The 15,795-nt window shown below is 44.7% G+C and carries 13 protein-coding genes; 5 read left to right on the forward strand and 8 right to left on the reverse strand.

The window, feature by feature from the left end; all coding sequences use genetic code 11:
• Positions 1-33: 33 nt before the first annotated feature.
• On the reverse strand, positions 34-294 hold the full coding sequence (locus RI561_RS10325) for a hypothetical protein (protein WP_395080157.1): 261 nt from the start codon (positions 292-294) through the stop codon (positions 34-36).
• Positions 295-532: 238 nt separating this feature from the next.
• On the opposite strand from RI561_RS10325, the gene RI561_RS10330 reads away from it, so the two are divergent.
• Positions 533-952 (forward strand): Smr/MutS family protein, encoded by a 420-nt coding sequence (locus RI561_RS10330; RefSeq protein ID WP_395080158.1) that lies wholly within the window; start codon positions 533-535, stop codon positions 950-952.
• Positions 953-1,329: 377 nt separating this feature from the next.
• On the opposite strand, the gene clpB is transcribed toward RI561_RS10330, so the two are convergent.
• Entirely contained in the window at positions 1,330-3,969 is a 2,640-nt protein-coding gene (gene clpB / locus RI561_RS10335) for an ATP-dependent chaperone ClpB (protein ID WP_395080159.1), read from the reverse strand.
• 188 nt (positions 3,970-4,157) lie between these two features.
• Between clpB and RI561_RS10340 the strand changes: the two genes are divergently transcribed.
• The 4 genes from RI561_RS10340 to katG all read left to right on the forward strand — a co-directional run bounded on the left by RI561_RS10340 (position 4,158) and on the right by katG (position 9,721).
• Complete coding sequence (locus tag RI561_RS10340; protein WP_395080160.1) at positions 4,158-5,282, forward strand: Re/Si-specific NAD(P)(+) transhydrogenase subunit alpha; 1,125 nt, start codon at positions 4,158-4,160, stop codon at positions 5,280-5,282.
• 103 nt (positions 5,283-5,385) lie between these two features.
• Entirely contained in the window at positions 5,386-5,679 is a 294-nt protein-coding gene (locus RI561_RS10345) for an NAD(P) transhydrogenase subunit alpha (RefSeq protein ID WP_395080161.1), read from the forward strand.
• A complete protein-coding gene (locus tag RI561_RS10350) occupies positions 5,679-7,097 on the forward strand; it encodes an NAD(P)(+) transhydrogenase (Re/Si-specific) subunit beta (RefSeq protein ID WP_395080162.1) in 1,419 nt (472 codons plus the stop codon). The genes RI561_RS10345 and RI561_RS10350 overlap by 1 nt, the downstream gene beginning before the upstream one ends.
• Before the next feature lie 386 nt (positions 7,098-7,483).
• On the forward strand, positions 7,484-9,721 hold the full coding sequence (gene katG / locus RI561_RS10355) for a catalase/peroxidase HPI (protein WP_395080163.1): 2,238 nt from the start codon (positions 7,484-7,486) through the stop codon (positions 9,719-9,721).
• A gap of 203 nt (positions 9,722-9,924) precedes the next feature.
• On the opposite strand, the gene RI561_RS10360 is transcribed toward katG, so the two are convergent.
• From RI561_RS10360 to RI561_RS10385, 6 genes are all read right to left on the reverse strand, one after another.
• Positions 9,925-10,161 carry a hypothetical protein gene (locus RI561_RS10360; protein WP_395080164.1) on the reverse strand — a complete coding sequence of 79 codons (237 nt, stop codon included), beginning with the start codon at positions 10,159-10,161 and terminating at the stop codon, positions 9,925-9,927.
• Between the two features lie 285 nt (positions 10,162-10,446).
• Entirely contained in the window at positions 10,447-11,598 is a 1,152-nt protein-coding gene (locus RI561_RS10365; RefSeq protein ID WP_395080165.1) for a Gfo/Idh/MocA family protein, read from the reverse strand.
• Between the two features lie 8 nt (positions 11,599-11,606).
• Positions 11,607-12,269, reverse strand: a complete 663-nt coding sequence (locus RI561_RS10370) for a DUF1080 domain-containing protein (RefSeq protein WP_395080166.1) — start codon at positions 12,267-12,269, stop codon at positions 11,607-11,609.
• A gap of 83 nt (positions 12,270-12,352) precedes the next feature.
• Complete coding sequence (locus RI561_RS10375) at positions 12,353-12,964, reverse strand: gluconate 2-dehydrogenase subunit 3 family protein (protein WP_395080167.1); 612 nt, start codon at positions 12,962-12,964, stop codon at positions 12,353-12,355.
• Between the two features lie 36 nt (positions 12,965-13,000).
• Complete coding sequence (locus RI561_RS10380; protein ID WP_395080168.1) at positions 13,001-14,713, reverse strand: GMC family oxidoreductase; 1,713 nt, start codon at positions 14,711-14,713, stop codon at positions 13,001-13,003.
• Positions 14,714-14,717: 4 nt separating this feature from the next.
• Positions 14,718-15,671, reverse strand: a complete 954-nt coding sequence (locus tag RI561_RS10385) for a sugar phosphate isomerase/epimerase family protein (RefSeq protein WP_395080169.1) — start codon at positions 15,669-15,671, stop codon at positions 14,718-14,720.
• Between the last annotated feature and the right edge of the window lie 124 nt (positions 15,672-15,795).

Consider the following 15,795-nt stretch of genomic DNA (forward strand, 5'->3'; position numbering starts at 1 on the left):
CCATTAACTTTATACTTATAATTAATCAAGAAGTTATTCTGGGGATATATCACATTCATTTTTCACTTTATCTCTGTCTTCACACCAACAATCTTTTCCTGCTGGTTTTAATGGATTTACCGCATCCCATGTTTTAAATCCATTAACTTCACAGTCACCAGATACAGATGCTACTGCTTTAGTACCCATAAACTCTAAGGATGCATCAGAATTATTACTATTTATACTATAATTTCCCATAAATAGTAACATTGCTAAAACACTACTTAAGAATATTTTATTTAAATATTTCATCAAAATAAATTTTATTTTATATTTTATAATGAAAATAAATATATAAATAAATAATATTTTAAAATATACTTCTATTAAATATTACCCTTATTACAGGGCTTGAGCTTAATTACAAATACGACAGGGTACTACATGCTTTTTCTGAAATATTTAAATCTTTTCCGGTTCACCCCTAAGGGGGGCATGAATGCCCCCCGATTGAAACCAGAGCCTTCACTCGGTCGTCCCAACCGGGACTGTGTTTAGTTTTCTCCTCGTGCCCAACGTCCCGGGTGGGAATGCCAGACCGGACCTGCCAGTCCACGAAAAAACCAAATACAAGAACCTGGTGAAGGTTGAAAAGAAGAAGGAAAAGAAAAAAGCACGAGCGCGTTCATCCCTCATTGTAGGAGACAGCAACCTGGCCAATGAAATGGTAAAACCGTCAATAGATCTTCGGGGATACCGAACCGAAGATGCACTGCATGAAGTCACCCAATATATCGACCGCGCCGTATTCCGGAATATGAACCAGGTTGAGATCGTACATGGCAAAGGCGATGGGATTTTGCGGAGCCAGATTCAATCGTACCTTAATACTCGTGATGATGTAACAAGTGCGGAAACAGCTCCGATTGAACGGGGCGGTGCCGGGGTTACTATTGTGGAGATTAAGTAGGATCACAGATTTTGATCACTGATTTCGCGGATTGCGCTGATTTTTTTTTAACTCCTACTCTTCGCTCTCAACCCCTTTTTAGAATTTCTTTCTGGAAGCTTTTGCTTAACACATAGAAATAATTAAACCCCAATTTTGCTATAGGGTTCCGATAGGCATTCCAAACTTGAACGAGGTATAAAATAAAAAACTCTCACCGACCACCCGCCAAATCCGCGTTATCCGTGTTCCATTCCAATGCCTTAACTATGGCAAATAGCCCTTCCCCCATCAAACCCTATACCCCATTTTGTGCTTTCGAGATTTAGTGGCAACAAAAAAGGGCTGAAGCTCTCACTCCAACCCATTTTTTATCTTTCATTTTGAATTTTTAATTCTTAATCAGCTTCTGCCCAGGCTTTAGCATCTTCCACCACCTCAGCAAATTCAATGGCTTCCCCATTTTTGCTGATGGTAGCTTCGTAATGAACCGGGGTATCTTCGTCCCTGCTGATCAGTAAAGAAGCTAATTTATTGGTGATATTTTGTTGGATCACGCGTTTCAACGGCCGCGCTCCATACACAGGATCGTAACCGCGGGCAGCCATCCAGTCTTTCACGTTTTCAGGGATATCAAGCTTCACATTATTTTTGCTCAACATCTTATGAACTCTTCGAAGCTGAATGTCAACGATAGACCGTATGTGCTGCTCGTTGAGCGGATGGAAGACAATGGTGTCATCCACGCGATTCAGAAACTCCGGACGAATAGCCTGCTTCAGCTGTTCTACCAGTTTATTCTGTAGTTCTTCGTACTTCTCATCCGTCATATCCCCGCCTGATTTCTCAATTTCATTGGAGATCAGGTGTGAACCGATGTTTGAAGTCATGATGATAATGGTGTTCTTGAAATCCACCGTCACACCTTTGTTATCGGTCAAGCGACCTTCATCCAGCACTTGCAAAAGTATGTTGAATACATCCGCATGGGCTTTTTCAATCTCGTCCAGCAAAATCACTGAATATGGATGTCGCCGTGCCGCTTCGGTAAGCTGTCCGCCTTCATCGTATCCCACATAACCGGGAGGCGCTCCAACCAATCGGCTGACGCTGTGCTTCTCCATATATTCACTCATATCAATGCGGATCATTGCGTTTTCATCATTGAAAAGGAAATCAGCCAGTGATCGTGCCAGCTCGGTTTTACCAACCCCGGTTGAGCCAAGAAAGAAGAAAGAACCGATTGGTTTTTGCTCGTCCTGTAATCCGGCCCGGGATCTTCGAACTGCATTCGAAACAGCTTCAACCGCTTTATCCTGTCCGATTACTCGCTTATGCAGTTCTTCCTCAAGGTGCATCAGTTTTTGTCGTTCACTTTGCAGCATCTTGCGGACAGGGATACCGGTCCAACGCGCCACAATATCGGCAATGTCTTCAGCATCTACTTCCTCTTTCAAGAGTGACTGATTTTCCTGCATCTCATCCAGTTTTTCCTGGGATTCTGCCAGTTCCTTTTCAAGCTGGGCAATGGTTCCATATCTCAGTTCAGCTACTTTTTCATAGTTACCCTGCCGTTCGGCTTTATCGGCTTCATTCCGGGAATCATCAATTTCTTGCTTCAGGTCACGAACTCGTTGAATTAACTCACGTTCCTGCTCCCACTGCACCCGCATAGATTTTCGTTCCTCTTCCAGGTCAGCCAGTTCTTTTTCGATTCCCTTGATCTTAGACTGATCCTGTTCTCGCTTCAACGCCTCACGCTCAATTTCAAGCTGACGAATTTGTCGTTCCAGCGCATCCAGTTCTTCGGGAAGGGAGTCAATTTGTAAGCGAAGTCGGGAAGCCGCCTCATCGATAAGATCGATGGCTTTATCTGGGAGAAAACGATCGCCAATATATCGGTGTGAAAGCTCGGCTGCTGCCACCACCGCAGCATCTTTAATTCGGACACCATGATGCACTTCATACCGCTCCTGCAATCCGCGTAAGATCGAAACCGTATCTTCAATAGATGGTTCGTTAATCAATACAGTTTGCAGGCGTCGCTCTAAGGCCTTGTCTTTTTCTATATGCTTGCGATACTCATCAAGTGTAGTTGCGCCGATAGCATGAAGTTCACCCCGAGCCAGTGCCGGTTTTAAAATGTTGGCGGCGTCCATAGCCCCTTCTGTGGCACCGGCTCCAACCAAGGTATGTATCTCATCTATAAACAAAATGATCTCGCCGTCTGATTCGGAAACTTCTTTTACAATGGCTTTGAGTCGCTCCTCAAATTCACCACGGAATTTAGTTCCTGCTACCAATGCTCCCATATCGAGAGCCACAATTCGTTTGCTTTTCAAGCCTTCCGGCACATCACCCCGTACAATTCTGAGGGCCATTCCCTCGGCAATAGCGGTTTTACCAACTCCGGGTTCACCAATCAACACCGGGTTATTTTTGGTTCGGCGGGACAGGATCTGCATTACCCGGCGAATTTCCTGATCACGGCCAATAACCGGATCAAGCTTATTCTGTTCTGCCAGTTCATTTAAATCGCGTCCATATTTCTTTAAAGCCCCGTAACGACTTTCCGCATTGGGGTCGTCCACCGTTTGATTTCCACGGACATCTTGCAGCACTTTTAGGATATTTTCTTTGGTGACGCCCTGATCATTTAACAGGCTGGCAATCTCTCCTTTGATACTTACCATTCCCATTAAAACATGCTCGGAACTGATGTATTCATCTCCAAGTTTTGAGCCTTCTTTCTGAGCAATATCAAACAGCTCTTTACTAGTGTTCGATAGATACTGACCGGAAACTGAAGCTCCCTGTACGTTTGGCAAGCGTTCTAAAATCGAGTCCACCACTTTATGTATCGCAGCCGGATTTGCTCCCAGCTTGCTCAACAACGTGTTAACAATACTCTCCTGATCACTCAAAAAAGCTTTTAAAATATGAGCCGGTTCTACAGCCTGATTGTTGCCACTTTGGGCAATCTCGATAGCCTTTTGGACCGCTTCACGAGCCTTTAGTGTAAATTTATTTAAGTTCATTTAATCTCCTTTTTTCTCTTGTTTACAGAATATATGACCAAAACCGTGCCTATTGGTTCATGTTGCCATAATTGCAGAAACCCATCCAGATTTCGAATATACCTGTCGCAAGCCCTGTCAAATTAGTTTGCGATTAAATGACATTTTACTATAATGGTCGTGACAACTTTCCATAAAAGAGGATAGCCGTGATTTTAGGTGTTTTAGAAGAGATTACCGAGCATGAACGAAGGGTGGCGCTCACACCTGAAATTACCCAAAAGCTTATCGACGAAGGCTTTGACGTATGGGTGGAACCGGGGGCCGGAATGAAATCCAATTTTCCGGATGAACACTACAAAGAATCGGGAGCAACCATAGCCGGCAATCGAGATGATGTTCTTTCAAAATCAGATATTTTGCTCACCATCCAAACGCCGGACGAAGAAGAACTTAAGAAACTTAAAAAAGGCGCTGTCTTGATTTGCTTCCTTTGGGCGCTGCAGCATCCCGATTTGGTTGAACTGCTTAAAGAACTTGAAATATCTGCTTTGGGGATGGATGCCGTTCCACGAATTTCCCGGGCACAAAATATGGATGCCCTTTCTTCCATGAGCTCCATCGCCGGCTACAAATCAGCCCTCATCGCAGCTAACGAGCTGGATAAATACCTCCCCATGATGATGACGGCCGCGGGAACCATCCCTCCGGCCAAATCGCTGGTGCTGGGTGCCGGAGTAGCCGGACTTCAAGCTATTGCTACTTTGCGCAGGCTCGGAGCTGTAGTAGAAGCATTTGATATCCGTCCCGAGGTGAAGGAACAAGTGGAAAGCCTGGGTGCAAAATTCGTGGAAGTAGAACTCGGCGACGAAGACACCCAAACCGAAGGCGGCTACGCCAAAGAACTGGATGAGAAGAAACAGGATTTACAGCGGCAGGCCATTCATGAGCACTGCAAGAAATCAGATATTGTTATCACGACTGCACTTATCCCCGGCCGACCCGCACCTGTCCTCATCACGGAACCCATGGTAAAGGATATGTCGCCCGGCTCCGTAATCGTTGATATTGCTTCGGAAAATGGCGGGAATTGTGAATTAACCGAGCACGGAAAAATTGTTGAGCAGTATGGAGTGAAGATCATTGGTCCCAACAACCTGCCAAGTCAGCTTTCACTTCATGCCAGTAAGTTGTACTCCAAGAATATGTATGCATTATTAAATCTCTTACTGGAAGACGGCAAACCTAACTTCAATTTTGAAGACGAAATTTTGCTTAAAACCACTATTACCCATCAGGGCGAAGTTATCAGCCCAATGTTAAAAAGTGGTTAAATGGTTAATAGAAAATGGTTATTCGTGTAATCGGAAATTGACACGGTAATTGTTGATACCCGATTACACGAATAACCGTTAACGAATAACAAAAAACTGAGCTATGTCTGCATTGATATTCTCCTTATTCATCTTCGTTCTGGCCTGTTTTATTGGCTTTGAACTCATTTCCAAAGTCCCGCCCACGCTACACACACCACTAATGAGTGGGGCGAATGCCATATCGGGAATCACGATTGTGGGAGCGCTTATTGTAGCCGGACATTCCGGACTGGACTCGCAAATGAGCCAAATCATCGGATTTGTAGCCATTGTGTTTGCGACCATCAACGTGGTAGGCGGATTTATGGTGACCGACCGCATGCTGGAGATGTTCAAGAAAAAGGAGGATGAATAATGAGTCAGTTTTTACCGGAAGCCTTACTACCCTATTTACCTGATACCATTCAGATCATCTATCTGATCGCGACCTTCTTTTTTATTCGCGGGCTGAAATTACTGAACTCGCCAGCCACTGCAAGAAAAGGAAATCAGTATGCAGCAACGGGAATGTTCATCGGAATTGTGGTTACGTTATTCGACCAACAGATTATTTCTTTTGAATGGATCATCGCCGGTATTTTAATTGGTGGGTTGATCGGAGCGGTTCTTGCCAAGAAAGTAGCCATGACTGCCATGCCGGAATTGGTCGCCGTATTCAATGGGTTTGGCGGTGGCGCATCAGCACTTGTGGCCTGGGGAGAATTCTCCCGATTGGTTGACCCGACCACCATGACACCTGACAGCCTGGTTACAACGGGACTCGGTATCTTCATCGGTTCCCTCACTTTCACAGGTAGCTTCATCGCTTTTGGAAAACTGAAAGGATTTATTTCAGGCAACGCCATCACCTTCCCCGGGTTGAATGTGATCAACATTGGTTCTATGATCGGTGTGTTGGTCCTGATCGGTTTCTTCACCTTTGATCCTACCAACCAAACCATTTTCTGGATTATCCTTGGATTATCTCTTTTGATAGGTGTTATTTCGGTCATTCCTATTGGTGGTGCAGATATGCCCGTGGTTATTTCACTGCTAAACTCCTACTCAGGAATAGCGGCTTCTATGGCAGGATTTGTGATCGGCAACAACCTGCTCATTATTGCAGGTGCTCTTGTTGGAGCCGCCGGACTCATTCTCACCCAAATCATGTGTAAAGCCATGAACCGCTCCCTATCCAATGTGATATTTGGAGCCTTTGGCGGAGATTCCGGGAGTGCCGGAAGTGGAGAAGATGGCGATAAAACTGTTCGTGAAACTACGGCTGATGACCTTGCTATCCAGGTTGCCTATGCTTCTAAAGTGGTTATCGTGCCCGGTTATGGATTAGCTGTAGCTCAAGCCCAACATGTACTGAAAGAAGTGGCGATGAAATTGGAAGAACGTGGGGTGCAAGTTAAATATGGGATCCATCCCGTGGCCGGACGAATGCCCGGACATATGAATGTGCTTTTGGCCGAAGCAGACGTTCCCTATGATCAGTTATTAGATATGGATCAGATCAATCCAGAGTTTAAAACAACGGATGTGGTTCTGATTATCGGAGCCAACGATGTGGTAAATCCTGTTGCCAAGACCGAACCCGGTAGTCCCATTTACGGAATGCCCGTCATGGATGTGGATGAAGCCAAACGCACCATTATTTTCAAACGAAGTTTAAGTCCCGGTTACGCCGGCATCGACAATCCCCTCTTTTATGCCGAAAAAAATCAGATGTTCTTCGGAGATGCCAAGAAGAGTTTACAGGCGTTGAATGAAGCTTTAAATGACGTTTAAGGTTTTAGGATTGATGATTTTTGATGGATGATTGAGGAATCTCAGTTATCCATTTTCCCTGGTACTGATAACTTATCGGCTCAGCGAGCCGATGTACGTACCACGGCTCGCTGAGCCGTAAAAACTGCCAAGGCTTACTACCTTTTACTCCATCCACTGCTATCAATTAAAGAAGAACATTAAAAAATCATACCCTTCCTCAAATCCTACAAACTAAAGTCCCAAAACACATCCCCCTTCTTGCACCTTGTCCCTAACACCTTGAACCTAAAACCTAACCCCTCCTTCATAAAGAAAACCTATCACTATTTAAAAGTTTATTGATTTGGTTCAGGTAGCAGGAATCCCTTTCTTAAGAATCTGAAAAAGAAATTAATGGAGACACTATGGCTGAAAACAACGACCAATCAAACAAAGCAAATACCTATAAAGTAAACACCGAGGGTGGCTGTCCGTTTCACGACACCATGAAAGAAGCTGCCGGCGGCGGAACCAACAACCGCGAATGGTGGCCAAACAAATTAAACCTGAATATTCTTCGTCAGCATTCTGACAAGTCAGACCCAATGGGTGATGATTTTGACTATGCCGAAGAATTCAAGAAACTGGATCTGGATGCCGTTAAAAAAGATCTTGAAGAATTTATGACCGATTCTCAGGATTGGTGGCCGGCCGATTTTGGCCATTATGGCCCACTGATGATCCGCATGGCATGGCACAGTGCCGGAACTTACCGTGTGGTGGATGGACGCGGCGGTGGTGCGACCGGAAATCAGCGCTTTGCTCCCCTCAACAGCTGGCCCGATAACGTCAACCTTGATAAGGCTCGATTACTGCTTTGGCCCATCAAGCAAAAATATGGACGCAAACTTTCCTGGGGAGACCTAATGATCTTGGCCGGAAATGTAGCCCTTGAATCCATGGGCTTTGAGACTTTTGGTTTCGGCGGTGGACGTGAAGATGTTTGGGAACCGGAAGAAGATATTTATTGGGGATCTGAAGGCGAATGGCTGGCCGATCAGCGTCACGATGATGAAGGTAATCTGGAAGAGCCACTCGGTGCCGATCATATGGGATTGATCTATGTGAATCCTGAAGGACCAAATGGTGAACCTGATCCCAAAAAAGCTGCACATTTTATCCGACAGACTTTCGCCCGTATGGCGATGAATGACGAAGAAACCGTAGCCCTAATTGCCGGCGGACACACTTTCGGGAAAGTTCACGGTGCAGCACCTGAATCTAACCTGGAAGCTGAACCGGAAGGTGCTCCTATTGAAGCAATGGGAATGGGATGGCATAACAACCACGGGACGGGAAAAGGTGCCGATACCATTACCAGTGGTCTGGAAGGAACCTGGACACAGAAGCCAACTGAATGGACGATGCTTTATTTAGAGAACCTGTTCAATTACGAGTGGGAATTAACGAAAAGTCCGGCCGGAGCTTACCAGTGGAAACCCAAAGACGGGGCCGGTGAAGGAACCGTTCCTGATGCGCACGACCCTGAGAAAAAGCATGCTCCATTTATGCTGACAACTGACCTTTCTCTACGTGAGGATCCTGCTTACGAGAAAATCTCTCGTCGTTTCCTCGAAAACCCCGATGAGTTTGCTGATGCTTTTGCACGTGCATGGTACAAGCTTACGCACCGAGATATGGGACCAAAATCTCTGCTTCTCGGATCGGAAGTTCCTGAGGAAGAATTGTTATGGCAAGATCCCATTCCGGAAGCAAATCATGAACTGATCGACGAAAATGATATTGAAGAACTAAAAGGCAAAATCCTGGACTCGGGATTATCTGTGTCAGAACTCGTTTCCACAGCCTGGGCTTCTGCATCCACGTATCGCAACTCTGACAAGCGCGGTGGTGCCAATGGGGCCCGCATTCGATTGGCTCCTCAGAAAGACTGGGAAGTCAATAACCCGGAACAGCTTTCCAAAGTATTGGATGTGCTTGAAGGCATTCAGTCTGAATTTAATGACGCACAATCCGGTGATAAAAAAGTATCTATTTCTGACCTTATTGTATTGGGTGGAGCTGCTGCCATCGAGGAAGCAGCTCAAGATGCCGGTCATGAGGTCAAAGTACCCTTTACTCCCGGACGAACCGATGCCACCCAAGAGCAAACCGATGTTGAATCTTTTGCATGGTTAGAGCCTCCGGCTGATGGCTTCCGCAACTACTACAACGCGAAGCACCGAACATCACCGGAAGAAATGCTGGTGGACAAAGCTCAACTTATGACGCTTACACCCCCTGAAATGACCGTGTTGCTCGGCGGAATGCGCGTATTGGATACCAACTACGACGGATCCAAAAAAGGCGTTTTCACTGACAAGCCCGGAACATTGACTAACGATTACTTCAAAAATCTGCTGGACCTAAATACAACCTGGCAGGCAACTACGGATGATCAAAATGTATTTGCTGGAAGTGACCGCAAGACCGGAGACATCAAGTGGAGCGGTTCACGAGTAGATCTGATCGCAGGTTCCAACTCTGAACTGAGAGCTCTTGCTGAAGTTTACGGCGCCGAAGACAGCGAGGAAAAATTCCTCAATGACTTTGTGAACGCCTGGACCAAAGTGATGAACCTGGATCGGTTCGATCAGAAGTAATCTGATCCATCCCAATACCTGGTGACGAAGCTCTGCGTCGTCGCCAAATTGATATTTCGAAGGCAGTCTGATTTATGTCAGGCTGCTTTTTTTTGAGAGAGATTAGTCATGATTAAGGGACGCTGGCCAACCTTGATTTTCAGGATTAGTGGATGACAGGGGTTTCAAATTACTTCAACATTCTATGGTCCATGTTGGGGGGCTTAAACCGGCATTAGAAAAAAGAGCGTATAAAAGATGACGGAATGGAGCGTTAAGAAAGAAATCATACCGCATGGTAATTGGATTTCCTGCAAGCCCGTTGAAGGAGCATTGATTTCTTTTAGCGGAATTTCGGCAACTTTAGCTCTTTTTTCATAGCCTTGACCTTTTGGTTCGTTTTGGGTCAAGCCAAAATGAACAAAGAAGTTGAATACGGGAAATTGATCATTCCAAAGCACGGGAAGCCGGAGCTTCCGGGCCTGCGTTCTGAAGATGGACCTTCGGAACGAGATAAAAAGCTTTGCCGCCAACATCCCTCAAACTCAGTCAGGAACTAACCGCCTGAGTTATCTCCCTTCAAAGTGATACTTTCTCCTTATGAATTTTTTGGGAAATGAAATCAATTTTATTCTTTTTTGTGTTTTAGTGATTTCGTGGCAAGAAAAGTAACGGCATTCAACAAATCGGCTCAGCGAGCCGAGGTACGTACCACGGCTCGCTGAGCCGTAATGGTAGTCAATCTACTATCCCATATCTATCCAACGATTTTCTTTACCACTTTCCACAGCTTTGTGGATGAATTTTACCCCTGCCAGCCCATCCAGTACCGAAGGAAAATCGGCAGCTAAAACACCCGGCTCATTACCTTCCTTCCGTGCTTTTATAGTAAGTGCTACATTTTTGTATATGTTGGCAAAAGCCTCAATAAAGCCTTCCGGATGTCCCGGTGGAACCCTAGTACCAAAATTTGCCGCATCCGATAGATATGGGTTTCCACGCTTATAAATTTCTTCCGGACGGTCGGGATATTTTAAACTTAGGAAGTTCGGCGACTCCTGCTTCCATTCCAAAGAAGCTTCTGTACCATAAATTCTGATTTTCAATGGATTTTCTTCTCCAACCGAAATCTGTGATGCATATAGAATTCCTTTCACCCCGCCTTCATAATGAACCAATAGGTTCGCATCATCTTCGAGAGCACGACCTTCAACAAAAGAGGTGGTATCCGCATAAAGCTTTTCGATCTTCAATCCGGTTATATATTCCACAAGGTTTTCGGCATGGGTTCCGATATCAGCTAAAGCTGCGGATACCCCCGCCTTTTGTGGATCCGTGCGCCATTTTGCCTGTTTATTTCCCTGTTCCTCTACGGGTTCAGAAAGCCAACCCTGCGGATATTCAACAACAATTTTTCGAAGCGAACCCAATTTTCCGCTTTTCACAAGGTGTCGGGCTTCTTTCACCATGGGATAGCCGGTATAATTATGGGTCAAAGCAAAAATAATATCATGCTTCTCTACCAACCGACAAAGCTCTTCCGCCTCTTCCACAGTATTCGTCATAGGTTTGTCGCACACCACATTGATCCCTTGCTCAATAAATACTTTACAAACCGGAAAGTGCAGGTGGTTGGGAGTTACCACAGTCACCACATCAATGCGCTGTTCTTTTGGTAAAGCCGCTTCTGCCTTAGCCATCTCTTCGAATGAATCGTACAATCGATTAGATTCTAACCCAAGCTCTTCACCCATTTTTTGGGTCATTTCGGGAGATGAGGAAAATGCGCCGGCTACCAATTCCAAATGTCCATCCAAAGCAGCTGCTTTTCGGTGAACTTCTCCAATAAAAGCCCCGGGGCCACCCCCGATCATTCCATATTTGATCTTATTCTTCATAGATAAAATCAGTCTAGCCGTTTGATCTTAATATTCCTAAAGTCAATCGTATTCCCGTGATCTTGTAATCCAATATGCCCCTCGTGCATGTCTCCGAATTCAGGATGATCCACAAACTTGCTGTTTCGCAACATCTCGTACCATTCGGGAGTCCAGAGTTCATATTCCAGTACTTTTTCTCCATTTTGCCAGTGTTCAATATGTCCTCCTTTAGCCACAATTGTGGCGCTGTTCCATTCGCCATATGGATTGGCGTTTTGAGGTTTAGCGGGAATCAAATCATACAAAGAACCGGCCTTTCGGTTTCCATTTTCTCCTCGTTCTGCGTCGGGGTGGTTTTCATTATCCAAAATCTGAAATTCGAGAGCCGACCAGTAAATAGCTTGCGTGGGTTGCTCCAAAGCTCTGTAAAAAATCCCGCTGTTCCCTCCTTTTTCTGACCTCCATTCGAGTTTCAAAATGAAATCGCCGTAGGTTTCGCGAGTGATGATATCTCCCCCACCTCCGCGAGCTACTACCGTAAGCATTTCGTTTTCTGCCTTCCAGCCCTGTTTCGGGAATCCATCTTCTTGATATGCTCGCCAATGATCTTTATCAGAACCGTTAAAAAGTAATTCCCATCCTTCTTCTTTTTCCTGAGCTGTTAATGAATTATGATCAGATTGGGCCATACACTGAGTAAGGGTTAAGCATACAATTAGTGAAATTAAAACTGAGATATATTTCATCTGTACAAATTTAAATCTTTGATGGTTTACCCGGTGGCTTTGTCTTCAAGTCCTAAATGTTCAAGTGCTTCATGGGAACATCCCTGCCAGTTATGAGGCACGTTACCGATATAACCGATGTCCTCAATGCCTATTTTACTGGACCAAAATCCCGAAGCCACCAGGTCCCTGAATCGATTGAAGAATGCCACCCCTTGCTGCATCTCAGGTTTTGCCTCTTCAGGATAAGCGATCTCATCAAGCATATCGGTTTTCTCACTTTCAGAGCAATCTATAAAGTTTTTCTCGTATCTCTTCTGGCATTGGATATCCAGCCATTTCAACCCACCGCGTATGGGAGTCTGATTACCCGGTTTATCGAGCATGATAAAGTCGATAAACTGAGGCACTCCGGCTTCTTCTGCATTCCCTGATCGTTCATCGGCAGGAATGATCATATTGGCAAGCTGCTTAACTGTTTCAAATTCATGATCTGTAAAAAATTGCGAGTTCCATTTTTCAAGATCTTCCTCCGTTACATGTTTCCAAAACTCATGCTCTACGGCTGTTTCTTCAGTAACGGTTTCACAGCCTGTTAATGAAAAACCGGCTACCAGAGTCCCAAGTGATAATGCTTTTAATGCTTCTCTTCTGTCCATAATTCTAAATTTTTGTTGCTTATAATTTAAGCCGTATTAAAGATTTCCTCTGTTTTTTTGATCCACAATGTATTCTGAAGCACGCATTGAAAGCGCCAGGATAGTCCACGTAGGATTTTTATGAGGTTGCGATACAAACGACCCGCCATCCACTACAAACAAATTATCAACATCGTGAGCCTGACAGTATTTATTCAGTACAGAAGTATTTGGATCATCTCCCATTCGGGTTGTGCCTACTTCGTGAATAATCTGCCCGGGATTGGTGATACCGTATCCATCTTCTTTTGAAGGCATATCCCACAGCAAATGCCCGCCCATTTCATCAATGACAGATCTCAGGGTCTCTTGCATATGTTTTACCTGATTGTACTCATGATCACTCCAGTTGTAGTTGAATCGAAGGGTCGGTATGCCCCACTTATCTACACCGTTAGGGTCAATTTCACAGTAATTATCTTCATAGGCGATTCCTTCACCGCGACCGGAAAATCCTACTACCGATCCGTAATATTTGCGATAGTCTTCTTTCAGGCCTTTACCATATCCGCCGCTTCTCTTGGGACCATCCTGAAACATCGCGTTATAATTCTGAATACCGCCCATAAATCCATATCCGGGCATACCGCGACCTCCCCACATTTCCACGTGATATCCTCTTGGGAAGTCCAGTTTGCTGTTATCCAACCACCACGGAATGTACAAGTGCATACCGCCCACTCCGTCTTCATTGTGAGCCGGCATATCCATCATTTTGGGAATCAGACCTGCGACACTCGTCCCTGTAGAATCCATAAGATATTTTCCCACCACTCCACTGGAATTGGCTAAACCATCCGGAAAATCAGATGATTTTGAGTTCAATAATAACCGTGCCGATTCACAAGCGCTGGCTGCCAAAATAACCACATTGGCTTTCACCTTATATTCCTGGGAGTCCACTTTATTTACATAAGAAACCCCGGTTGCCTTGCCGTCGCTATAGGTCACTTCCCGTACCATGGCATTATTAATGATCTCAAGTCTGCCAGAATCCAAACCCGGCGGCAGTAAAACCGAAGGGGATGAAAAATTGGAATGAGTTGCACAACTTCGATTGCACTGTCCACAATAGTGGCAAGCAGCACGACCGTTATGTGATTCTGTGATAATGGATAAGCGAGAAGGAATAGCAGGAATTTCCATCTTATCACAAGCATCTTTGATCAAATGCTCATAACAACGAGGCTCCGGGGGTTTCATAAAAATGCCTCCGGGTTCATTTGGGATATCCTCATTGGTGCCAAAAACACCCACCAGCCGATCTACACGATCATAATAGGGGGAAATTTCTTCATAGGTTATAGGCCAGTTATCACCGAGCCCGTCTTTGCTTCTGGCTTTAAAATCATCCGGACCAAAACGGAGTGAGATACGTCCCCAGTGATTTGTACGACCGCCAAGCATGCGCCCTCTGAACCAGTTAAATGTGGTGCCGGGTGTTGTTGAATAAGGTTCACCTTCGATATCCCAGCCACCGAAGCAGGCATCAAATTCACCAAAAGGTTGTTCCGGGGTAGAAGCCCCACGTCGCGGAGATTCATAGGGCCAGGTAAACATGGCGAAATCCTGAGAATCGAACCAACCGCCTGCTTCCAGCATCAGTACATCCAAGCCGGCTTTGGTAAGTTCATGGGCAGCCATCCCCCCACCGGCTCCCGATCCTACTATACATACATCATATTCTTTGGTGCTTTGTTTAATTTGCATAAAATTATCCTTCTGTGATTTTTGATCCTGCTTCTTCTAAAAGTCTTTTAGTTGCTTTAATGCCTTCCACTTCGCTTAGGCCACTTCCTTCATATTCAACACCAATGTAACCGCTAAAATCAGCTTCATATATAATGGATAGCATTTTTGAAAAATCGATGGTCGTTTCTTGTCCTTTTTCATCAAAAGCATAGCTTTTTGCACTTACTGCTTTTGCATGAGGCATTAATTCTTTCACTCCTTTATAGCGATCATATTCTTCCACACAGTTTCCACTCCATTGGGCTCCATTTTCCCGCCTAATGCAGAAGTTTCCAAAATCAGGGAGCGTGCCACAGTTTTCCATATCTACCTGAGAAATGACTTCACTGAGCCATTGCCCGTCTGATGAATATCCCCCATGATTCTCTACAATGACATTGATATCATAATCTTTTGCAAACTCAGACAGCCTGCCCAATCCATCTACGGCACTTTGCATTTGCTGGTCTCTGGTACCCTGACCAAAAGCATTTACCCGAATAGAATGGCATCCTAAATATTCTGCAGCTTCAACCCATTTATAATGATTTTCAACCGATTCAATTCGATTTTGATCATCAGCAATAGCTAATCCTCCTTCCCCGTCAACCATAATAAGAAGTTGTTCTACGCCTAAGTCAGCGCATCTTTTATTCATTTCATCCAGATAAGTACGGTCTTCCGCTTTATCTCTAAAAAAGCTATTGACATACTCTAGAGCGTTTATGCCAAACTCATTTTTAGCAAATGCAGGAAATTCAAGATGGCTCAAATCTCCATTGTTTAAAGTTCTATGAAGACTCCACTGGGCAAGAGAAATTGCAAAAAACAGTTCCGTCTTGATTTCGGATTTTCGGCGGGCTCCTGTCAAAAACCGGGACAAAGGAAACGATAAAATAGCTCCTCCACCTACCTTAAAAAACTGTTTTCTGTTCATGAGATTTCTAACAACTATTACTTATTCCACCAATATGAGGCTTTTTATATGCCCATTAATGTAATAAAATAATTCAGTGATGCAATTTGTGCTTCCGTTTTTTATATCGTTTGTACAACTTTTA

Origin of the sequence: Gracilimonas sp. (assembly GCF_031581265.1) — a bacterium.
Taxonomy (GTDB): domain Bacteria; phylum Bacteroidota; class Rhodothermia; order Balneolales; family Balneolaceae; genus Gracilimonas.

Excerpts from the sequence above, each read along its gene's own strand:
- RI561_RS10375 (WP_395080167.1), bottom strand. The coding sequence starts at position 12,964 with ATGGACAGAAGAGAAGCATTAAAAGCATTATCACTTGGGACTCTGGTA.
- RI561_RS10325 (WP_395080157.1), bottom strand. The coding sequence starts at position 294 with ATGAAATATTTAAATAAAATATTCTTAAGTAGTGTTTTAGCAATGTTA.
- clpB (WP_395080159.1), bottom strand. The coding sequence starts at position 3,969 with ATGAACTTAAATAAATTTACACTAAAGGCTCGTGAAGCGGTCCAAAAG.
- RI561_RS10345 (WP_395080161.1), top strand. The coding sequence starts at position 5,386 with ATGTCTGCATTGATATTCTCCTTATTCATCTTCGTTCTGGCCTGTTTT.
- RI561_RS10385 (WP_395080169.1), bottom strand. The coding sequence starts at position 15,671 with ATGAACAGAAAACAGTTTTTTAAGGTAGGTGGAGGAGCTATTTTATCG.
- RI561_RS10380 (WP_395080168.1), bottom strand. The coding sequence starts at position 14,713 with ATGCAAATTAAACAAAGCACCAAAGAATATGATGTATGTATAGTAGGA.
- RI561_RS10365 (WP_395080165.1), bottom strand. The coding sequence starts at position 11,598 with ATGAAGAATAAGATCAAATATGGAATGATCGGGGGTGGCCCCGGGGCT.
- katG (WP_395080163.1), top strand. The coding sequence starts at position 7,484 with ATGGCTGAAAACAACGACCAATCAAACAAAGCAAATACCTATAAAGTA.
- RI561_RS10370 (WP_395080166.1), bottom strand. The coding sequence starts at position 12,269 with ATGGCCCAATCTGATCATAATTCATTAACAGCTCAGGAAAAAGAAGAA.
- RI561_RS10350 (WP_395080162.1), top strand. The coding sequence starts at position 5,679 with ATGAGTCAGTTTTTACCGGAAGCCTTACTACCCTATTTACCTGATACC.